This is a genomic window from Curtobacterium herbarum (assembly GCF_016907335.1).
In the GTDB taxonomy this organism is placed as follows: Bacteria; Actinomycetota; Actinomycetes; order Actinomycetales; family Microbacteriaceae; genus Curtobacterium; species Curtobacterium herbarum.
Map to the genome: position 1 here is coordinate 1,761,010 of NZ_JAFBBT010000001.1, position 19,706 is coordinate 1,780,715.

Sequence of the window (19,706 nt, forward strand, 5' to 3'; positions counted from 1 at the left end):
TGTGTCCCTTCGTGCGGCCGACCGGTGGGTCGGCGTCGTGAGCGGAGTCGTCGTGCGGTGTCAGCGTCCCCAGCGGAGCGACGGCGTCTCCACCGGCGCGTCCCAGAGTGCCGTGAGGTCCTCGTCGAGCACCGTGACGGTGAGCGAGAACCCCTGCATCTCGAGGGAGGTGACGTAGTTGCCGACCAGGCTACGCGCGACCGTGTGGCCGCGATCCGACAGGACCTCGGCGGCGCGTCGGTAGGCGATGTAGAGCTCAGACTGCGGCGTGCCGCCCATGCCGTTGACGAGCAGGAGCAGCTGCGAGCCGGCGGGTGCCTGCAGGTCGGTCAGGATCGGCTCGAGCACGCGGTCGACCAGTTCGTCGGCCGGTGCCATCGGGATCCGCTCACGGCCCGGCTCGCCGTGGATGCCGATGCCGAGCTCGACCTCATCGTCGGCCAGCGTGAACGAGGGCTCCCCGGCGTGCGGCACGGTGCCGGAGGCCAGCGCGAGTCCCATGGACCGGGTCACGTCGTTCACGTGCCGGGCCACGGCCGCGACGGCGTCCAGGTCGTCGCCCCGCTCGGCGGCGGCGCCCGCGCACTTCTCGACGACGACGGTGCCGGCGACACCACGACGGCCGGCGGTGAAGAGCGAGTCCTGCACGGCGACGTCGTCGTCCACCACGACGCTCTCGACCCGGACGTCGTCCATCGCGGCGAGCTCGGCGGCGGTCTCGAAGTTCAGGACGTCGCCGGTGTAGTTCTTCACGATGTGCAGGACACCGGCTCCCCCGTCGACGGCCTTCGTGGCGGCGACGATCGGGTCGGGTGTCGGGCTGGTGAACACCGGGCCGGGGACCGCGGCGTCGAGCATGCCGAACCCGACGAAGCCGGCGTGCAGGGGCTCGTGTCCGCTGCCGCCACCGCTGACGATGCCGACCTTGCCGCGGACGGGGGCGTCTCGGCGGTGCAGGTGCACGGGGTCCTCGACGAGCACCACGTGGTCGGCATGGGCGAGGGCGAACCCCCGGACGGTCTCGATGACGACGTCGTGCGGGTCGTTGATGAGCTTCTTCATGCTGCGCCTCCGGCAGAGCGACGTGGGGGTGACGCGGGTACGACACCGTTGTCCGGCACCGGTCCACCGTCTGCACACCGCCGACGTCGTCCGGAGTCGGCTCACTGTACCGCCGGGACCCGTCCGCGCCAGGGCAGCTCCGGGTGCCTGTGCCACCGTTCTGCACGTTCGTGCAACGGCCGGGTGGCTCGGCCCGGCCCCCGCGTCCTCGCGCATCCACGACCGGTGCACGTCCGTTCACTTTCGCGCGATTGCGGTTCGTGACCAGCACCCACCGGAAATCCCCAGCACTATGCTCGGGCTCAATCACTCGACGGGGAGTGCCGGTGCTCAGCCGGGTCCCCGACCACAGCAAATCGGAGGTACCGGTGGACGACATCGGCGTCAAATTCCTGTCTGAGCTCGTCGGCACGGCGATGCTCATCATCCTGGGTGGCGGCGTGGTCGCCGCCGTCTCGCTCACGAAGTCCAAGGGCTTCGGCGCAGGCTTCCTCATGGTCACCATCGGTTGGGGCTTCGCGGTCTTCGCCGGCGTCACCGTCTCGTACAAGTCCGGCGGCCAGCTGAACCCGGCCGTGACCATCGCGCAGGCCATCCTCGGCAAGATCACCGTCGGCGAGATGTTCCTCTTCTGGCTCGCGCAGCTCATCGGCGCGATCATCGGTGCCGTCATCGTCTGGCTCGCCTACAAGCAGCACTTCGACGAGGAGCCCGACCCGGCCGCCAAGCTCGGCGTCTTCTCGACCGGGCCCGCGATCCGCAACTACGCGTGGAACCTGGTCACCGAGATCATCGGCACGTTCGTCCTCGTGTTCGTGGTCCTCGCCTTCACGAACGGCAAGACCCCGTCCGAGCTCGGTGCCATCCCGGTCGCCTTCCTGGTGATCGCGATCGGTGTCTCGCTCGGTGGCCCGACCGGCTACGCGATCAACCCGGCCCGTGACCTCGGCCCGCGCATCGCGCACGCCTTCCTGCCGATCAAGGGCAAGGGCACCAGCGACTGGTCCTACGCCTGGGTCCCGGTCGTCGGCCCGCTCGTCGGTGGTGCGCTCGCCGCGCTGCTCTCCGGCCCGCTGCTCCCGCTGGCGTAGGCCGCGCAGCACCAGCACCAGCACCAGCACCAGCACCACGCACGACCAGCACCGCCCGCGCGGCCGCCGCACTGCACCTCCCACGTGGCGGCCGCGTCCCACCCAGCGCGTCCAGGCGCGCACCGCACCACCCGAACACCGCACCACCCGAACCACCTGAGCGACCGGGTCGACCCGTCCCGGTCGCAGCACCGAACACCGTCGTAAGGAGCACCAATGGCCGACTACATCGTCGCCATCGACCAGGGCACGACCAGCACGCGAGCGATCGTCTTCGACCACTCCGGGTCGATCGTCTCCGTCGGTCAGAAGGAACACGAGCAGATCTTCCCGCGCGCCGGTTGGGTCGAGCACGACCCCGCGGAGATCTGGGACAACACCCGTGAGGTCATCGGCCAGGCACTCTCCCGCGCCGACATCACCCGTCACGACGTCGCCGCCGTCGGCATCACGAACCAGCGCGAGACCGCCGTCGTCTGGGACCGCACCACCGGCAAGGCCGTCTACAACGCCATCGTCTGGCAGGACACCCGCACCCAGGCGCTCGTCGACAAGCTCGCCGACGGCGACACCGACCGCTACAAGGCCATCGTGGGCCTGCCCCTGGCGACGTACTTCGCCGGCACCAAGATCATGTGGATCCTCGAGAACGTCGAGGGTGCCCGTGAGAAGGCCGAGGCGGGCGACCTGCTCTTCGGCACCACCGACACCTGGGTCCTCTGGAACCTGACCGGTGGCACCGACGGCGGCGTCCACAAGACCGACGTCACCAACGCCTCGCGCACCCTGTTCATGGACCTCGAGACGCTGCAGTGGCGCGACGACATCCTGGCCGACTTCGGGGTGCCGAAGTCGATGCTCCCCGAGATCGTCAGCTCCTCCGAGGTCTACGGCCACGTCGAGTCCTCGAGCCTCCTCCGCGAGGTCCCGATCGCCGGCATCCTGGGCGACCAGCAGGCAGCGACGTTCGGCCAGGCGGCCTTCGACCAGGGCGAGTCGAAGAACACCTACGGCACCGGTAACTTCCTCATCTTCAACACGGGCACCGACATCGTCCGCTCGGAGAACGGGCTGCTCACCACCGTCGGCTACAAGCTCGGCGACCAGGAGACGCACTACGCACTCGAGGGGTCGATCGCCGTCACCGGGTCGCTCATCCAGTGGCTCCGCGACAACCTCGGCATCATCGGCAGCGCGCCCGAGGTCGAGACCCTCGCCAAGTCGGTCGAGGACAACGGTGGCGTCTACTTCGTCCCCGCCTTCTCGGGCCTCTTCGCCCCCTACTGGCGTCCGGACGCCCGTGGCGCGCTCGTCGGCCTCACCCGCTACGTCAACAAGGGCCACATCGCGCGTGCCGCCCTCGAGGCGACGGCCCTCCAGACCCGTGAGGTCCTGGACGCCGTCAACGCGGACTCCGGCGTCGAGCTCACCGAGCTCAAGGTCGACGGCGGCATGACCGCCAACGACGCGCTCATGCAGTTCCAGGCCGACATCCTCGACGTCCCCGTGGTCCGCCCGGTCGTCGCCGAGACGACGGCCCTCGGCGCCGCCTACGCCGCCGGCCTGGCCGTCGGGTTCTGGGCGAACCTCGACGAGCTCCGCGCCAACTGGCAGGAGGACAAGCGGTGGACGCCGTCCATGGACGCCGAGGAGCGCGAGCGCACGCTGCGCCTCTGGAAGAAGGCCGTCACGAAGACCTTCGACTGGGTCGACGAGGACGTCCGCTGACCCAGGTCGCCTGACCGACCACGCGACAGACGGGAGGCCCGTACCGGTTCTGCGGAACCGGTACGGGCCTCCCGTCGTCGCGTGGTGGGAACGTCCGGAGCGGACGCCGAGGCTCAGGCCGGGACGGCGGACGGGGTGGAGGCCGGCGGCACGCCGACCCACTCGTCCAGTTTGCGCATGGCCGCCCCGGAATCGATCGAGTCCGACGCGACGACGAGCTGCTCGCGGAACCGCTGCAGGATCGGACGGTCGGCCTCGGTCGGGTCCTGCGCGAGCCGGAAGGACACCAGGCCGGCCGCGGCGTTGAGCAGGACGATGTCGCGCACCGGGCCGGTCTCCCCCGCCAGGACCCGGCGGACGATCGCGGCGTTCTCCGCTGGCTCGCCGCCGAGCAGGTCCTCGGTCCGGGCACGGGCGATGCCGAGGTCGCGCGGGTCGAGGTCGTGCTCGGTGATGCGCCCGCCGGACACCTCCCAGATGTGGCTGTGGCCGGTCGTGGTGAGTTCGTCGAGCCCGTCGTCGCCGCGGAACACGAGCGCGGTCGCCCCACGGGTCTGGAACACGCCCGTGATGATCGGCACGAGTTCGAGCTGCGCCACGCCGACCGCGTTCGCCTCGCACCGTGCCGGGTTCACCAGCGGGCCGAGGAAGTTGAACACCGTGGGGACGCCGATCTCGCGCCGGACCGGGGCTGCGTGGGCGAATCCGGGGTGGAACGCGCTGGCGAACGCGAAGGTCAGACCGACACGCCGGAACGTCTCGGCGACACGCGCGGCGTCCATCGTGAGGTCGAGGCCGAGCGCGGCCAGCACGTCGCTGGAGCCGGACTTCGAGGAGCTCGCGCGGTTGCCGTGCTTGACGACGGGGACGCCCGCGGCGGCGATGACGATCGCGGCCATGGTCGAGACGTTGACCGTGCCGACCACGTCACCACCGGTGCCGACGATGTCGAGGGCCATCGGGTCGACGTCGAGCGGGACCGCGGCGTCGAGGATCGCGTCGCGGAACCCGACCACCTCGTCGACGGTCTCGCCTTTCGCGCGGAGGGCCACGGCGAAGGCGGCGATCTGTGCGGAGGTGGCCTTCCCCTGCACGATCTGCTCCATGGCCCATGTGGACTGCCTGATCGAGAGGTCCTCGCGCGCCATGAGCGCGCTGATCACGGCCGGCCAGGAGAGTGCGTCAGACATGGCTCGATCGTACTGATTCTGGAGGACCCGCCAGTTGCCTGCGAAAACACTGTCGGGGGTTTCCGCCATAATGGAAGACGTGACAAGCACCCCTCTCTCCAGATCCGTCAGCGGTCCGGTCCTGAACAGGCCGAACCCCGTTGCCGTGGGGACGATCGTGTGGCTGGGCAGCGAGGTCATGTTCTTCGCCGGCCTGTTCGCGATCTACTTCACGCTGCGAAGCACCTCCCCCGAGCTCTGGGCAACCGAGAGCGCCAAGCTCGAGGTGCCGTTCGCGTCGGTGAACACCATCGTCCTGGTGCTGTCGAGCTTCGCCTGCCAGTTCGCGGTCTTCGCCGCCGAGCGGTTCCAGGTGCACCGCACCAGCTGGAACCCCCGGGACTGGGGCATGACGGAGTGGTTCTTCGTCACCTACTGCATGGGCGCGATCTTCGTCTGTGGGCAGATCTTCGAGTACGCCAACCTCTGGCACGAGGGCATGACGCTCTCCTCGAGCGCCTACGGCTCCGCGTTCTACATGACCACCGGCTTCCACGGTCTGCACGTGACCGGCGGTCTCATCGCCTTCCTCCTCACGCTCGGGCGTGGGTTCGCCGCGAAGAACTTCGGCCACAAGGAAGCCACCACGGCGATCGTCGTGTCCTACTACTGGCACTTCGTCGACGTCGTGTGGATCGGTCTCTTCGCCGTCATCTACCTCCTCAAGTGAGAATCAGGCACCCCCACAGCATGTTCAACACATCGAAGAAGAACAAGAAGGGCCGTCGCTCCCCCCTGGCGACCGTGTCCCTCCTCGCCGTCGCCCTCATGACGACGGGTGGTGCCTACGCACTGTTCAGCACCTCGGCCAACGCCGACGACAGCACCAACACGACCCTGGCCGCATCCAGCCAGTCGCAGGTCAACGAGGGCCAGAAGCTCTTCGCGTCGAACTGCGCCACCTGCCACGGACTGTCGGCCCAGGGGACCAGCGAGGGCCCGTCCCTCATCGGTGTCGGCGCCGCCTCGGTCGACTTCCAGGTCGGCACCGGCCGCATGCCGCTCGCCGCCCAGGGTCCCCAGGGTGAAGAGAAGCCCGCGCAGTTCACGGACCAGCAAGTCGACGCGATGGCCTCCTACGTCGCCTCGCTCGGCCCCGGCCCGTCGATCCCCTCGTCGAAGCTCACCGACGGTGCCGAGGGTGACGCAGCCGAAGGCGCCGAGCTCTTCCGCATCAACTGCGCGATGTGCCACAACGTCGCCGGCGCCGGTGGCGCACTGACCGAGGGCAAGTACGCGCCGAACCTGCGCGACGTCTCCGGCAAGCACATCTACGAGGCCATGCTCACCGGCCCGCAGAACATGCCGGTCTTCAACGACCTGAACCTGACCCCCGACCAGAAGGCCGACGTCATCACGTACCTCAAGTACGTGCAGGACAACAAGTCACCCGGTGGCTTCGGCCTGGGTGACCTCGGCCCGGTCGCCGAGGGTCTGTTCATCTGGATCTTCGGTCTCGGAGCGGTCGTCGCGATGACCGTCTGGCTGACCGCGAAGACCAACTGATCGTCCGTGTCGCACGACACTGAAGGGAACACCATGGCAGAGCACGACGACGACGCGCTGAGCTCGTCCTCGGCTGTCGAGAAGCACGGCGCCACGGAGCCGGTCGGGACCGCTGTCCTGCCGCACGAGCCGTTCGAGAACCCGGGCGAGCCGCCGCACCGTGCCCGCCGCACCGACGTCGACCCGAAGAAGCAGCGTCTGGCCGAGCGCCAGGTCGCCACGTTCTTCTACGTGTCGATCGTCGCGAGCGTCCTGTCGATCGCCGCGTACATCGCCTTCCCGATCGACCCGAACGACTTCGGGACGGTCCGTACCGCGAACCTCTTCCTCGGTCTCTCCATCACCCTCGCGCTCCTGGCCCTGGGCATCGGTGCCGTCTACTGGTCGAAGACGCTCGTCTCCGACCGCGAGATCACCGAGATGCGCCACACCACACGTGGCACGGACGCGACCCGCGCCAAGGCGGTCGAAGCGTTCCAGCTCGCCGACAAGGAGTCCGGCTTCAGCCGTCGCAAGCTGATCCGCAACTCCCTCATCGGCGCCCTGGTCGCCTTCCCCCTCCCCGGCATCGTCCTGGTGCGCGACCTCGCGCCGAAGGACGACCCGAACGAGCTGCTCCGTCACACCTTCTGGAAGTCGGGCCTCCGCCTGACCAAGGACCCGACGGGTCTGCCGATCAAGGCCTCCGACGTCACCATCGGCTCGGTCTTCCACGTCATCCCCGAGGGCATGCTCGACTCCGAGGACATGCTCGAGGAGAAGGCCAAGGCCGCAGTCCTGCTGATGCGCCTCGACCCGAAGGACCTCAACCCCGCCAAGGGCCACGAGAACTGGGGCTACGACGGCATCGTCGCGTACTCCAAGATCTGCACCCACGTCGGATGCCCGGTCGCGCTCTACGAGCAGCAGACGCACCACCTGCTGTGCCCGTGCCACCAGTCCACCTTCGATGTCTCGAACAACTGCGAGGTCATCTTCGGACCGGCGGCCCGCCCCCTTCCCCAACTTCCGATCTCGGTCGATGACGACGGCTACCTGGTCGCACAGAGCGACTTCCACGAGCCGGTCGGCCCGTCCTTCTGGGAGCGTGCCCGCTCATGAGCAGCACAACGACCACATCCCCCACCACCGAGTCGACGAACAAGCCGACTCCTGACCGTGGTTCGCGCCTGATCAACTACACCGCGAACTACATCGACGAGCGCACCAGCATCTCCGGCCTGGTGAAGGAGGTCGGTCGCAAGATCTTCCCCGACCACTGGAGCTTCATGCTCGGTGAAGTCGCGCTCTACAGCTTCGTCGTCGTCCTGCTCTCGGGGACCTTCCTGACGTTCTTCTACCAGGCGTCCATGGCCGAGGTCGTCTACAACGGCACCTACGTCCCGCTCAAGGGCGTCGACATGTCGGTGGCGCTGCAGTCGACGCTGAACATCTCGTTCGAGATCCGCGGCGGTCTGTTCGTCCGACAGATCCACCACTGGGCAGCCCTGCTGTTCGTGGCCTCCGTCATGCTGCACATGGCCCGCGTCTTCTTCACCGGCGCGTTCCGCAAGCCGCGTGAGCTCAACTGGGTCTTCGGCTTCGTGCTCTGGGTCCTCGCGATGGCCGAGGGCTTCACCGGCTACTCGCTCCCCGACGACCTGCTCTCCGGCAACGGTCTGCGCATCATCGTCGGTATGATCGAGGGTGTCCCGGTCATCGGCGTGTGGATCGCCTACCTGCTCTTCGGCGGCGAGTTCCCCGGGACCGACATCGTCGGCCGCCTGTACACGCTGCACATCCTGCTGCTGCCGGCGATCCTCGTCGCGGTGCTCGGTGTCCACCTCGTGCTCGTCGTCATCAACAAGCACACCCAGTACGCAGGTCCGGGCAAGACCAACGACAACGTCGTGGGTGTCCCGATCCTCCCGGCGTTCGCCGCGAAGGCCGGTGGCTTCTTCTTCATCGTCGCCGGCATCCTGGCCGCCATCGCGTCGTTCTTCACGATCAACCCGATCTGGAACTACGGCCCGTACGACCCCTCCCCCGTGTCCGCCGGTACCCAGCCCGACTGGTACATCGGCTTCGCGGACGGCGCGCTCCGTCTGGTGCCGCCGCACTGGGAGGTCAACTGGTTCGGCTACACGGTCTCGTTCAACATCCTCGTGCCGATCGCGATCCTCATGGGTCTCATCGTGACGATCTTCGTGTACCCGTTCATCGAGGCCTGGGTCACCGGCGACAAGCGTGAGCACCACATCGCCGACCGCCCGCGCAACGCCCCGACCCGCACCGCGATCGGTGTCGCCGGCATCACGCTCTACGGCGCACTGTTCACCGCGGCCTCGTCGGACCTCATCGCGACCCACTTCATGGTGTCGATCAACCACGTGATCCACGTGCTCCAGGCGACGACGGTCCTCGGTCCGTTCGTGGCGTTCTGGATCACGAAGCGTGTCTGCCTGGCGCTGCAGAAGAAGGACCGCGAGATCGTCCTCCACGGGTACGAGTCGGGCCGCATCGTCCGACTGCCGCACGGTGAGTACATCGAGGTCCACGAGCAGCTCGACGAGTACGAGCGCTGGCGTCTGCTGGAGTTCAACGACTACAAGCCGCTGATGATCCGCCCGGACTCCCGCGGCCGCATCACCTCGCTGCAGAAGGCCCGTGCACGCGCCTCCCGCTTCTTCTTCGAAGACCGCATCGAACCGGTGTCGAAGAACGAGCTCGAAGCGGCACACGCCGCCCACCACGGTCCGGACCTCGAGGGGACCCACCAGGCCCCGCAGGTCGGTGCCGGTACGCGGTAACACTTCTCGGCAAGAACACACGAGCCCCCGTTCGCTTCGCGAACGGGGGCTCGTGTGTTCGCCTCATGTCGTTTCGCCTCAGGACACCGGACACGCCGCCCCAGTTCACGGGGCGTTCAGACACCGGTGCTGGAATCGTCGAGGACGGTGTGGCACTGTGTTGCACCACGCACCCGCTGCCAACGGAAGAAGAGACCCGATGGACGCCCGGACGGCTGAACACCCCAGGCCGAACCACTTCCTGCTCCACCTCAGCGACACCCACCTCGTCGCCGGGGACGGCGCGCTCTACGGAGCCGTCGACTCCGCCGCACGTCTCGGCCAGATCATCGCCGAGATCGAAGCCTCCGGATCCCGCCCGGAAGCGATCATCATCACCGGTGACGTCGCCGACAAGGGCGAAGCCGGTGCGTACGTCAAGGTGCGCGACATCATCGAACCGGCTGCGGAACGCCTCGGCGCGCAGGTCATCTGGGCGATGGGCAACCACGACGAGCGCGGCGCCTTCCGACAGCAGCTCTTCGGCCTGCAGCCCACCGACCGTCCGGTCGACTTCGTCTACGACGTCAACGGGCTCCGGGTCATCACGCTCGACACCAGCGTCCCCGGACACCACCACGGTGAGGTCTCCCCCGAACAGCTCGACTGGCTCGCCGAGGTCCTCTCCGAAGCGGCCCCGCACGGCACCATCCTGGCGATGCACCACCCGCCTGTGCCGAGCGTGCAGGACCTCACCGTCCTCGTCGAACTCCGCGACCAGCCGGCCCTCGCCGAGGTGGTGGAGGGCAGCGACATCCTCACCATCATCGCCGGCCACCTGCACTACTCGACCAGTGCCGTGTTCGCCGGCATCCCGGTCTCGGTCGCCAGCGCCACGTGCTACACGCAGGACCTCAACGAGTTCCAGGGCGGCACCCGCGGCCGCGACGGTGCACAGTCGTTCAACCTGATGCACGTGTACGGCCACCAGGTCGTGCACTCGGTCGTCCCGATCGGCACCTACCCGACCGTCGGCGAACCCGTCTCGTCGATCGAGACCGAGGCCCGTCTGGCCGCCGCCGGGGTCGTCATCCCGGCAGCCGTCGAGCCGGCGCCCGTCACGGCCTCGATGCCGGTGTTCACCCTCGACTCGGTGCCGGTGTCCCCGATCCACCGGTGACGACCCAGGAGGGCCTCCAGGGGCCCTCCTGAGCGCGTCCTAGGCGCCCGGTCGCTCCCAGGGCGCAGGGAACGGGAAGTACCGCTCCAGGAAGTCCGTGACGCGCTCGGTCCGCTCCTCGTCACTGACCTCCGGGAAGCTGCCGTCGTTCAGGCAGAACATGTCGACGTTCCGCTTCTTCAGCAGCTCGTCGAGTTCGCGGAGCCCGGCCTCCATCGTGGTGTCGACGTAGCCGACGGTGGCGTTCTCCTGGATGATCGCCCGACCGGTGAGCAGCGCGTAGTAGTGGTACAGCGAGTTCGTCACCGAGATGTTGTCCGCCGCACGGAACCGGGAGCCGGCGGTGGCCGCGAACTCCGCCGCGAACTCGTGCTCCATCTCGGTCATGATGCTCTTCCGCAGCGGGGTCGCGGAGTGCTCGAGGTGCCGCGTCGTGACCGCTCCGAACCGCTGCTGCAGGAGCTTCCGGTTCACGCGTGCCGAGTTCTCGAACCCACTGCGTGCCGGGTTGTTCGAGCCGAGGCCGATGCGCGTGATCGCGAGGATGAACTTCGTCACCGAGCCCGGGCTGAAGAACATCGACGGATCGACCGGACGCCCGAAGAACATGTCGTCGTTCGAGTAGATGAAGTGCTCGCTGAGGTCCGGGATGTGGTGCAGCTGCGCCTCGACGGCCTGCGAGTTGTGCGTCGGCAGGACCGAGGGGTCGGCGAAGAACTCCTCGCTGCGGACGATCCGCACCTTCGGGTGGTCCGCCAGCCACTCCGGCGCCGGTGAATCGGTGGCGATGAAGATGCGACGGATCCACGGGGCGAAGATGTGGACCGACCGGAGCGCGTACTTCAGCTCGTTGATCTGGCGGAAGCGGGCGGGGGCGTCGTCGCCCTCCCCCAGCACGGCCGTCGCCTGCGCGGCCTGGCGGGCACGCTGGTACTCGACCGCGTTGCCGTCCACCCACGAGAACACGATGTCGATCGGGAAGCGGATGTCGGACACGTGGTCGTCGAACATGTGCTCGACGGTGGACCAGCCGCGACCGTAGCGTTCGATGTCGACGAGGACGAACTCCTCGATCGGCAGGCTGCGGCGCATCAGGGCGTTCTCGACGGGCGCCAGGACCTCGGTCTCGGTGACGCGCCAGAACTCGAGCTGCACGCTCGTCTCGGCGCCGTAGCGCAGGCGCCCCATCGGCTCGAGGCGCGGACGGAACAGCCGGAGCACGGGCTCGTCGGCCGAACCGAAGCCGTCGTCGACGACGAGCAGGGCAGCCTTGCCCGGCGGCTTCGCGTAGAACGGCTCCCCCGCGGCGGCGTCCATCACGGCGCTCTCGGCACGCTGACGGTCGCGCTCGTCGACGGCGACGACCGGCCGCTGGTCGTTCCCGCGGATGAGCAGGTGGTCGACGTCCGCCGCGGTGAGGGCGTCGTCGAGGAACAGCAGGTCCTCGATCATCGACTGCTGGGGCGTGAGGTGCCCGTTGATGAGGGTGAGCCGTCCCTTGCGGAGGACGACGTCAGGACGGTCGAGACCGCCGGAGGACGGTCGAGGGGTCAGCAGAGGACTCTCGGTCACCGGCTCGGTCTCGTTGCTCATCCATGCCTTCCAGGTCACGCTGCCGTGCGCGATGCACAGCATGTGCGATCTTACCGGGAGGCGCGGTGTCAGTCCGCCGCGCGCGGCACCTTCACCGCGATGCCGACGACGATGAAGAGCGCCGCCGCCACGAGCTGCAGTGCTGCCCAGAGCTGGCCCGGGATCGGGAGGACCACGACCGGGTTCCAGCAGACCGCGACGGCTGCGGTGAGGACCGCCGCCCACCAGGCGCGCCCCCGGATCGCGAAGACCAGCACGATGAGCGCCAGCACCGTGACGCCCCAGCGTGCGAAGACGAAGGCCGACGAGTCGAGGAACGCCACGCAGGCCAGGAGGACCACGGCGGCCAGCAGGGACGGTGCCAGTGCCGGTCGGGTGAAGTCCGGCAGCGCCGGACGAGCGGCCCCGGCGCGGGACGACGGTCGCGGGGACGACGCCGGCGCGCCCGACGACGCCTGCTGTGACGACCCGATCGCGGGCCGCCCCTTCCGTGCCGTCATCGGTCCTGCGCGTCGCGGAGGTCGGCCAGGGAGATCGGCCGCGACATCGGCGGCAGCTCCCGGACCCGCTCGAGCGCGGGGACGAGCTCGCCCACGTAGGCGCGGTACCCGTCCTCGTTGAGGTGCAGGCCGTCGTTCGTGAACTGCTCGGCCAGGTGGTCGCCGTCCGCCAGGGCCGGCCACACGTCGAGGTACTGGGCGTGGCACGTCGCGACGAACTGGCGGAGGTGCCGGTTCGCCTGCTCGGTCTTCGACGCGTACTCCGCTTGGCGCGGCAGGATCGAGACCAGCAGCAGCCGGACGCCCGGCAGCGCCCGACGCAGCTGCACGAGGGTCGACTCGACGTTCCGGACGACGTGCTCGGCGCTCGCCCGGTGGTGGCCGAAGTCGTTCGTGCCGATCAGCAGGACGATGACCTCGGGTGCCGCTTGCACGACCTCGTCCAGGCGTGCCAGGACGCCGTCGGTGGTGTCGCCGTCGATGCCGAGGTTGATCGTGTGCTCGCCGGGGAGCCACTGTCCCCAGTCGCCGCCGGCCGTGATGCTGTCACCGAGGAACAGGACACCGCCGTCACCGGCGCCGCCGGTCTTCGTGTCGTCGTCGCTCATGCGGCCTCCTCGTGCGCTGGCTGCGCGTCGTCATTCTGGTACGTGGAGTTGCGCTGCGTCGAGTCGGTGTGGTGCGCCTCCCGCTCGGCACGGGCGGTGATCCGCTCGACCATGCCGGGGAAGATCACCCCGTGGAACGGCAGGATGCCGTACCAGTAGAGCCGTCCGGCCAGTCCCTGCGGGAAGTAGATCGCCCGCTGGTGGTAGTCGCTGCCACCGTCGTCGGCCGGCGTGACGGTCATCTCGAGCCAGGCGCGGCCCGGCGACTTGAACTCGGCACGGAGGCGCAGGTACCGGCCGCGGACCAGCCGCTCGACCCGCCACCAGTCGAGCGCGTCGCCCTGTTCCAACCGCTTCGGGTCACGACGACCACGGCTGAGGCCGACACCACCGGCGATCTTGTCGAGCCACCCGCGGGCAACCCACGCGAGCGGGAACGAGTACCAGCCGTTCTCGCCGCCGATCGACTCGACGACGCTCCACACGGCCTCCGGCGGGGCGGACGAGTGCCGCTTCCGGTCGTCGACGTAGACCGTGTGGCCGGCCCAGTCCGGGTCGCTCGGCAGCGGGTCGGCCGAACCGCTCGAGAGTGTCGCGTTCCGCCAGCTGGTCAGGACCTCGCCCGTGCGCATCTTCGCCAGGGCGAGCCGGACAGCTCGGCGGTACGAGGTCAGTCCACCCTCGGGCTGCGGGACGACGTCGTCGATGTCGTGCTCGCGCTGCACGCACTCGAACTGCAGCGACTCGATGATCGGTGTCGCGAGCTTGCGCGGGATCGGCGTCACGACGTTGAACCAGTGCGCGGCGAGCCGCGGGGTCAGGACCGGGAGGACCGTGATCGGTCGCTGGGGCAGCTTCGCCTCGACCGCGTACCCGTTGAGCATCTGCCCGTACCGCAGGACGTCGGGGCCGCCGATGTCGAAGGTACGGTTGACGTCGGCCGGGATCGTGAGTGCCTCGACGAGGTAGTACAGGACGTCGCGGACCGCGATCGGCTGGATGCGGTTCCGGACCCAGCGGGGTGCCGGCATCCAGGGCAGGACGTCGGTGACGTGGCGGATCATCTCGAACGAGGTGCTGCCCGACCCGATGACGACGCCGGCCTGCAGTGCGATCGTCGGGACGCCGGAGCCGAGGAGGATCTCCCCGACCTCTTTCCGGCTGCGCAGGTGCTTGCTGAGTTCGCCGTCCGGGTGCAGACCGCCGAGGTAGACGAACCGCCGGACCCCGGCGTCGTGGGCGACTCGGGCCATCGTCTGCGCGGCGTCCCGTTCGGCCTGCTCGAAGTCACCGTCCGCGCCCATCGCGTGCGCCAGGTAGTAGACCGCCTCGGTGCCGTCGACGGCGGTGGCGACCGCGTCGGCGTCCTGCAGGTCACCCTCGGCGACGGTGACACGGTCGCTCCAGGGGACGTCCTGCAGCTTGCGGGGGTTGCGGACGAGGACCCGGACGTCGTGACCGGCATCGAGGAGTCTGGGGACCAGTCGACCACCGATGTAGCCGGTGGCCCCGGTGACGAGGACGCGCATGCTCCGAACGGTACGCCCCACGCCTGCTTGTAGGCTTGCACGGTGGACAACGCAGCGAACTCCGACACCTCAGCCGCCGTCGATGCGGACGCGGTGCGTCGACTCATCGACCACGCGATCCTCAAGCCCGAGCTGAGTCGGACCCAGGTCGACGCGCAGCTCGACGAGGCCGCCGCGCACCGGGTGTTCAGCGTCTGCGTCCGTCCGGGCGACGTGCTGCACGCCGTCGAGCGCCTCCAGGGCACCGGCGTCGGCGTCGGTACCGTGATCGGCTTCCCGCACGGCACCACCTCCACGGCGGCCAAGGTCGCCGAGTCGCTGCAGGCCCTCGCCGACGGCGCCTTCGAGCTCGACATGGTGCAGGACATCGGTGCCGCGAAGTCCGGCGACTGGCAGCGGGTCGAGCGCGACGTCCGTGCCGTGGTCGACGCCGCCGGCGACACGATCGTCAAGGTGATCCTCGAGACCGCGTACCTGACCGACGACGAGGTCGTCGCCGCCAGCCGTGCAGCCGTCGCCGGGGGTGCCGCGTTCGTGAAGACCTCGACCGGGTTCGCCGGTGGTGGTGCGACCGCCGAGCACATCCGCCTGATGCGCGAGACCGTCGGCCCCGACACCGGCGTGAAGGCCTCGGGCGGCGTCCGCGGGCTCGACACGCTGCTCGAGATGGTCCAGGCCGGCGCGACCCGCATCGGCACCAGCGCCTCCGCGCGCATCCTCGACGAGGTCGCGCACCGCGTCGCCACGGGTGCGTCCTCGGACCGCGGCGACGACACCTCGTCCTACTGACGTCCCTCCCCCGCCCGACCTGAACCAGGCCGGCCGCGTCCGGACGTGACGTCACGTCCGGGACCGCTGCCGGGCCTCCCGACCGCCACACCGGAGTGCGCATGTCCAGCCCCACCACCCCGTCCGCGCCCGCGGACCTGGCCCTCGCCGTCGACCTCGGTGGCACGAAGGTCGAAGCGGCCCTCGTCACCGACCAGGGCGTCGTCCTGCCGGCCACCCGGCACCGCAGCCCGACCGGTGCGGGGCGCACGTCCGAGGAACTGCAGGCCGCGGTCGACGAGGTCGTCGTCGCCACCCTCGCCACCCTGCCGTCGGACGCGACCCTGGTCGGCGTCGGCATCGGCTCCGCCGGCCCGGTCGACGAGGAGCACGGCCTGGTCTCGCCGCTGAACATGCCGGTCTGGCGCGACTACCCGCTGCGTGACCGTGTCGCGGCCCACGTCCCCGACGGGGTGCCGGTCACGCTGCGCATGGACGGCCTGGCGATCACCCTCGCCGAACACTGGGTCGGTGCCGCGCAGGGCTCCGATCACGTGATGGGCATGATCGTGTCCACGGGCGTCGGCGGCGGGCTCATCCTGCACGGCCGCACCGTCAGCGGGCCGACCGGCAACGCCGGTCACATCGGCCACGTCGAGTGCGGCGGGTACGACGACCCGTGCGCCTGCGGCGGCACCGGCTGCCTGGAGGCCGTGGCCAGCGGTCCGAAGACCGTCGCCTGGGCGCGTCGTCAGGGGTTCGCCGGCAGCACCGGCGAGGACCTCGCGGCCGCCTACGCCGCCGGGGACGAGGTCGCCGTGGCTGCCGTCGAGCGGAGCGGGCGTGCGCTCGGTCAGGCCATCGCGGCGGCGACGAGCCTGGTCGACCTGGAGGTCGTGGCGATCGGCGGCGGGTTCTCGCACGTCTCCCCCGACCTGTTCGAGTACGCCCGGCAGGCCGTCGCGGAGCGGGTCGAGTTCCCGTTCGTGACGAAGGTGCGGATCGTGCCGACCGGGTTGTCGCAGGACGGGCCGCTCATCGGTGCGGCGGCGCTCGTGCACCGGGCCGACGTCCTGCGCTGACCCGCCCGGGAGGTGCACGGCTTGTCCACACCGGCGTGCTCGCTCACGCCGGGTGCGGGATCATGTGGTCGTGCACTCCTCCCGCCTCGTGACGACGGACGACTGGCCGGCGGCGGAACTGCACGCAGCCGTCCTCGCCGGTGACCTGGTCGCGGTCGGTGCCTGCTGGGCGTCGATCGCGGAGCCGCAGGACGCCGGCCTTCGAGCTGCGTCCTTCGCCTGGAGCGTCGGGGACACCCGGATCGTCGCCGGCGGGTTGAGCGCGGCGTGGATCTGGGGGGCGTGTTCGCGCCCGCCGGTCCCCCACGACGGTTGTGTCCCGGCGGACGAGCGTTTCCGGAGCCGTGGAGCGTGGACGGCGGTGCGCGAGATCGCCCTCGAGGACGACGACGTCACCACCAGTGTCGGGGCGCGCGTGCTGACACCGGGCGCGACGGCACTCGATCTGCTCCGCGTGCGTCGGCGCTTCGGTCCGCGGGACGCCGATGCGCTCCGTGGGCTCGTGGTCACCGCCGGGGTCGACCCGGCAGAGCTGGCACGCTGCCTGGAGCAGAGCGAGCGGGTGCCGATGGGGCGGCAGGCGCAGCGTCGGTTCCGCGACGCCGGGTTCGCCACGCCCTGAGCCGCCCCTGACGAGCTTCCTGCCGGCGGTTGCCCCAGAGCTCAGCCCGCCGACCCGGGCTCAGCCCGCGCTCACCCGGTAGACGTCGTAGACGGCGTCGATGCGGCGGACCGCGTTGAGCACGCGGTCGAGGTGCGTGGTGTCACCCATCTCGAACACGAACCGTGACAGCGCCAGCCGGTCGGACGAGGTCGAGACCGTGGCGGACAGGATGTTCACGTGGTGGTCGGTGAGGACGCGCGTCACGTCGCTGAGCAGCCCCGACCGATCGAGCGCCTCGATCTGGATCTGCACGAGGAACACCGACTTCGACGACGGCGCCCACTCGACCTCGATCATCCGGTCGGGCTCGTTCATCAGCGACTTGACGTTCGTGCAGGCCGCCTGGTGCACGGAGACGCCCTGACCGCGGGTGATGAAGCCCACGATCTGGTCCCCCGGCACCGGGGTGCAGCACTTCGCCAGCTTCACGAGGATGTCGGGCGCACCACGGACCAGCACACCGCTGTCGCTGTTGCGCAGCTGGCGGCTCGTGACGTGCCGGGGGAACGACAGTTCCGGCTCGTCCGTCTCGGTCTCGGTCTGGATGCTGCCGAGGGCCTTCTCGATGACGGACTGGCTCGACACGTGGCCTTCGCCGACCGCCGCGTACAGCGCGGCGACGTCGTCGTACCGCATCGCCGAGGCCACCTCGGAGATGGTGTCCTGGCTCATGATCCGCTGGAGCGGCAGGTTCTGCTTCCGCATCGCCCGGGCGATGGCGTCGCGGCCCTGCTCGATCGCCTCTTCGCGCCGTTCCTTCGTGAACCACTGCTTGATCTTGTTCCGCGCGCGCGGGCTGCGGACGAAGGTCAACCAGTCCTGGCTCGGCCCGGAGTCGGGGTTCTTCGACGTGAAGATCTCGACGACGTCACCACTCGACAGCGCACTCTCGAGGGGCACCAGGCGCCCGTTGACCTTGGCGCCCATCGTCCGGTGCCCGATCTCGGTGTGCACGGCGTAGGCGAAGTCGACCGGGGTCGCGCCGGCGGGCAGACCGATGACCTTGCCCTGCGGGGTGAAGACGTAGGTCTCCTTGGCGCCGATCTCGTACCGCAGCGAGTCGAGGAACTCCGCCGGGTCGCTGGTCTCCGCCTGCCAGTCGGTGATGTGCGCCAGCCACGCCATGTCCTGGTCGGACTGCGTGGAGGTCTCGGCGTCCCGGCCGGTGATCCGCTGCTTGTACTTCCAGTGCGCGGCGACACCGAACTCGGCGCGCTGGTGCATCTCGTGCGTGCGGATCTGGATCTCGACCGCACGGCCCTGGGGTCCCAGCACCGAGGTGTGCAGCGACTGGTACAGGTTGAACTTCGGCGTCGCGATGTAGTCCTTGAAGCGGCCGGGGAGCGGTGTCCACCGGGCGTGCACGGCACCGAGCATGGCGTAGCAGTCACGGACCGTGGGGACCAGGACGCGGATGCCGACCAGGTCGTAGATCTCGTCGAACTCACGCCCGCGGACGATCATCTTCTGGTAGATCGAGTAGTACTGCTTCGGACGCCCCATGACGTCGCCGCGGATCTTGGCGGCCTTCAGGTCCTTCTTCAGGGTCCCGGTGACGTCCTGCACGAACTGCTCGCGCTTGGGCTGGCGTTCCTTGACCAGGCTGTCGATCTCGACGTAGAGCTTCGGGTGCAGCACCGCGAAGGACAGGTCCTCGAGCTCGAGCTTGATCATCTGGATGCCGAGGCGGTGCGCCAGGGGCGCGTAGATCTCGAGCGTCTCCTTCGCCTTGCGCGAGGCGGAGGCGGACTCCACGAAGCCCCACGTCCGGGCGTTGTGCAGCCGGTCCGCGAGCTTGATGACGAGCACACGGATGTCCTTCGACATCGCGATGACCATCTTGCGGACGGTCTCGGCCTGCGCGCTGTCGCCGTACTTGACCTTGTCGAGCTTGGTGACGCCGTCGACGAGCATGGCGATCTCGTCGCCGAAGTCCTCGCGCAGCTGGTCGAGCTGGTAGTCGGTGTCCTCCACCGTGTCGTGCAGCAGTGCGGCGGCGATGGTGATCGTGCCGATGCCCAGGTCGGCCAGGATCTGCGCCACGGCGACGGGGTGCGTGATGTACGGCTCCCCCGACTTCCGCTTCTGCCCGTCGTGCGCGCGCTCCGCGACGGAGTACGCACGCTCGATGAGGGTCGTGTCCGCCTTCGGGTGGTGCGAGCGGACCGTGCGGATCAGGGTGTCGACGGCCCCAGCGGGCTGCGCGCGCGAGAACAGCCGCGGCAGCAGGGACCGGAGCGACCCGAGGTTGCCCGTGGTGTTCGTCCCGAGCGGCGGGCTCGACGGCCGCGGCGACGATCCGGGCAGCGCACCGTCTCCGGGCCGGGAAGCTGCGCCGGCATCCGGCTGCGAGGACTCACGCGTGTCGGTCATGCTGCGCCTCCCGGGACTCGATCCG

The 19,706-nt window shown here is 69.4% G+C and carries 17 protein-coding genes; 10 read left to right on the forward strand and 7 right to left on the reverse strand.

From position 1 onward, the window contains the following. Positions 1 to 60: 60 nt before the first annotated feature. Positions 61 to 1,062 (reverse strand): dihydroxyacetone kinase subunit DhaK, encoded by a 1,002-nt coding sequence (gene dhaK / locus JOD51_RS08415; protein WP_204607845.1) that lies wholly within the window; start codon positions 1,060 to 1,062, stop codon positions 61 to 63. 416 nt (positions 1,063 to 1,478) lie between these two features. Between dhaK and JOD51_RS08420 the strand changes: the two genes are divergently transcribed. Beyond that, the gene (locus tag JOD51_RS08420) at positions 1,479 to 2,153 is read left to right on the forward strand and encodes an MIP/aquaporin family protein (RefSeq protein ID WP_239540348.1); all 675 of its coding nucleotides are present in this window, start codon (positions 1,479 to 1,481) and stop codon (positions 2,151 to 2,153) included. Between the two features lie 216 nt (positions 2,154 to 2,369). Beyond that, positions 2,370 to 3,881, forward strand: coding sequence for a glycerol kinase GlpK (gene glpK, locus JOD51_RS08425; RefSeq protein WP_111073464.1), 1,512 nt, complete (start codon positions 2,370 to 2,372; stop codon positions 3,879 to 3,881). Between the two features lie 113 nt (positions 3,882 to 3,994). Here glpK and trpD read toward each other — a convergent pair whose 3' ends face one another. Then, complete coding sequence (gene trpD / locus JOD51_RS08430; RefSeq protein WP_204607847.1) at positions 3,995 to 5,071, reverse strand: anthranilate phosphoribosyltransferase; 1,077 nt, start codon at positions 5,069 to 5,071, stop codon at positions 3,995 to 3,997. A 70-nt stretch (positions 5,072 to 5,141) separates the two neighbouring features. Here trpD and ctaE point away from each other — a divergent pair, with 70 nt between their 5' ends. From ctaE to JOD51_RS08455, 5 genes are all read left to right on the forward strand, one after another. Then, on the forward strand, positions 5,142 to 5,780 hold the full coding sequence (gene ctaE / locus JOD51_RS08435) for an aa3-type cytochrome oxidase subunit III (RefSeq protein WP_204607848.1): 639 nt from the start codon (positions 5,142 to 5,144) through the stop codon (positions 5,778 to 5,780). 20 nt (positions 5,781 to 5,800) lie between these two features. Next, on the forward strand, positions 5,801 to 6,616 hold the full coding sequence (qcrC, locus tag JOD51_RS08440) for a cytochrome bc1 complex diheme cytochrome c subunit (RefSeq protein ID WP_204607849.1): 816 nt from the start codon (positions 5,801 to 5,803) through the stop codon (positions 6,614 to 6,616). A gap of 33 nt (positions 6,617 to 6,649) precedes the next feature. Then, positions 6,650 to 7,717 carry a cytochrome bc1 complex Rieske iron-sulfur subunit gene (qcrA, locus tag JOD51_RS08445; RefSeq protein WP_204607850.1) on the forward strand — a complete coding sequence of 356 codons (1,068 nt, stop codon included), beginning with the start codon at positions 6,650 to 6,652 and terminating at the stop codon, positions 7,715 to 7,717. Next, positions 7,714 to 9,405: a cytochrome bc1 complex cytochrome b subunit gene (gene qcrB, locus JOD51_RS08450; protein WP_204607851.1), complete on the forward strand. Its 1,692-nt coding sequence runs from the start codon at positions 7,714 to 7,716 to the stop codon at positions 9,403 to 9,405. The genes qcrA and qcrB overlap by 4 nt, the downstream gene beginning before the upstream one ends. A 199-nt stretch (positions 9,406 to 9,604) precedes the next feature. Beyond that, positions 9,605 to 10,564: a phosphodiesterase gene (locus tag JOD51_RS08455; protein WP_204607852.1), complete on the forward strand. Its 960-nt coding sequence runs from the start codon at positions 9,605 to 9,607 to the stop codon at positions 10,562 to 10,564. 39 nt (positions 10,565 to 10,603) lie between these two features. On the opposite strand, the gene JOD51_RS08460 is transcribed toward JOD51_RS08455, so the two are convergent. The 4 genes from JOD51_RS08460 to JOD51_RS08475 all read right to left on the reverse strand — a co-directional run bounded on the left by JOD51_RS08460 (position 10,604) and on the right by JOD51_RS08475 (position 14,794). Then, positions 10,604 to 12,157, reverse strand: a complete 1,554-nt coding sequence (locus JOD51_RS08460) for a stealth family protein (protein WP_204607853.1) — start codon at positions 12,155 to 12,157, stop codon at positions 10,604 to 10,606. A gap of 68 nt (positions 12,158 to 12,225) precedes the next feature. Beyond that, on the reverse strand, positions 12,226 to 12,657 hold the full coding sequence (locus JOD51_RS08465; protein WP_204607854.1) for a DUF6804 family protein: 432 nt from the start codon (positions 12,655 to 12,657) through the stop codon (positions 12,226 to 12,228). Then, the gene (locus tag JOD51_RS08470; RefSeq protein ID WP_204607855.1) at positions 12,654 to 13,265 is read right to left on the reverse strand and encodes a GDSL-type esterase/lipase family protein; all 612 of its coding nucleotides are present in this window, start codon (positions 13,263 to 13,265) and stop codon (positions 12,654 to 12,656) included. The genes JOD51_RS08465 and JOD51_RS08470 overlap by 4 nt, the downstream gene beginning before the upstream one ends. Continuing rightward, a complete protein-coding gene (locus JOD51_RS08475) occupies positions 13,262 to 14,794 on the reverse strand; it encodes an SDR family oxidoreductase (protein WP_204607856.1) in 1,533 nt (510 codons plus the stop codon). Before JOD51_RS08475 ends, JOD51_RS08470 begins: the two co-directional genes overlap by 4 nt. Positions 14,795 to 14,836: 42 nt before the next feature. On the opposite strand from JOD51_RS08475, the gene deoC reads away from it, so the two are divergent. The 3 genes from deoC to JOD51_RS08490 all read left to right on the forward strand — a co-directional run bounded on the left by deoC (position 14,837) and on the right by JOD51_RS08490 (position 17,266). Next, the gene (deoC, locus tag JOD51_RS08480) at positions 14,837 to 15,583 is read left to right on the forward strand and encodes a deoxyribose-phosphate aldolase (RefSeq protein WP_204607857.1); all 747 of its coding nucleotides are present in this window, start codon (positions 14,837 to 14,839) and stop codon (positions 15,581 to 15,583) included. Positions 15,584 to 15,684: 101 nt separating this feature from the next. Further along, positions 15,685 to 16,644, forward strand: a complete 960-nt coding sequence (locus JOD51_RS08485) for an ROK family protein (RefSeq protein WP_204607858.1) — start codon at positions 15,685 to 15,687, stop codon at positions 16,642 to 16,644. A gap of 70 nt (positions 16,645 to 16,714) precedes the next feature. Then, positions 16,715 to 17,266, forward strand: coding sequence for a type IV toxin-antitoxin system AbiEi family antitoxin (locus JOD51_RS08490; RefSeq protein ID WP_204607859.1), 552 nt, complete (start codon positions 16,715 to 16,717; stop codon positions 17,264 to 17,266). A 60-nt stretch (positions 17,267 to 17,326) separates the two neighbouring features. Here JOD51_RS08490 and JOD51_RS08495 read toward each other — a convergent pair whose 3' ends face one another. Next, complete coding sequence (locus tag JOD51_RS08495; RefSeq protein ID WP_239539818.1) at positions 17,327 to 19,681, reverse strand: RelA/SpoT family protein; 2,355 nt, start codon at positions 19,679 to 19,681, stop codon at positions 17,327 to 17,329. Positions 19,682 to 19,706: the final 25 nt, after the last annotated feature.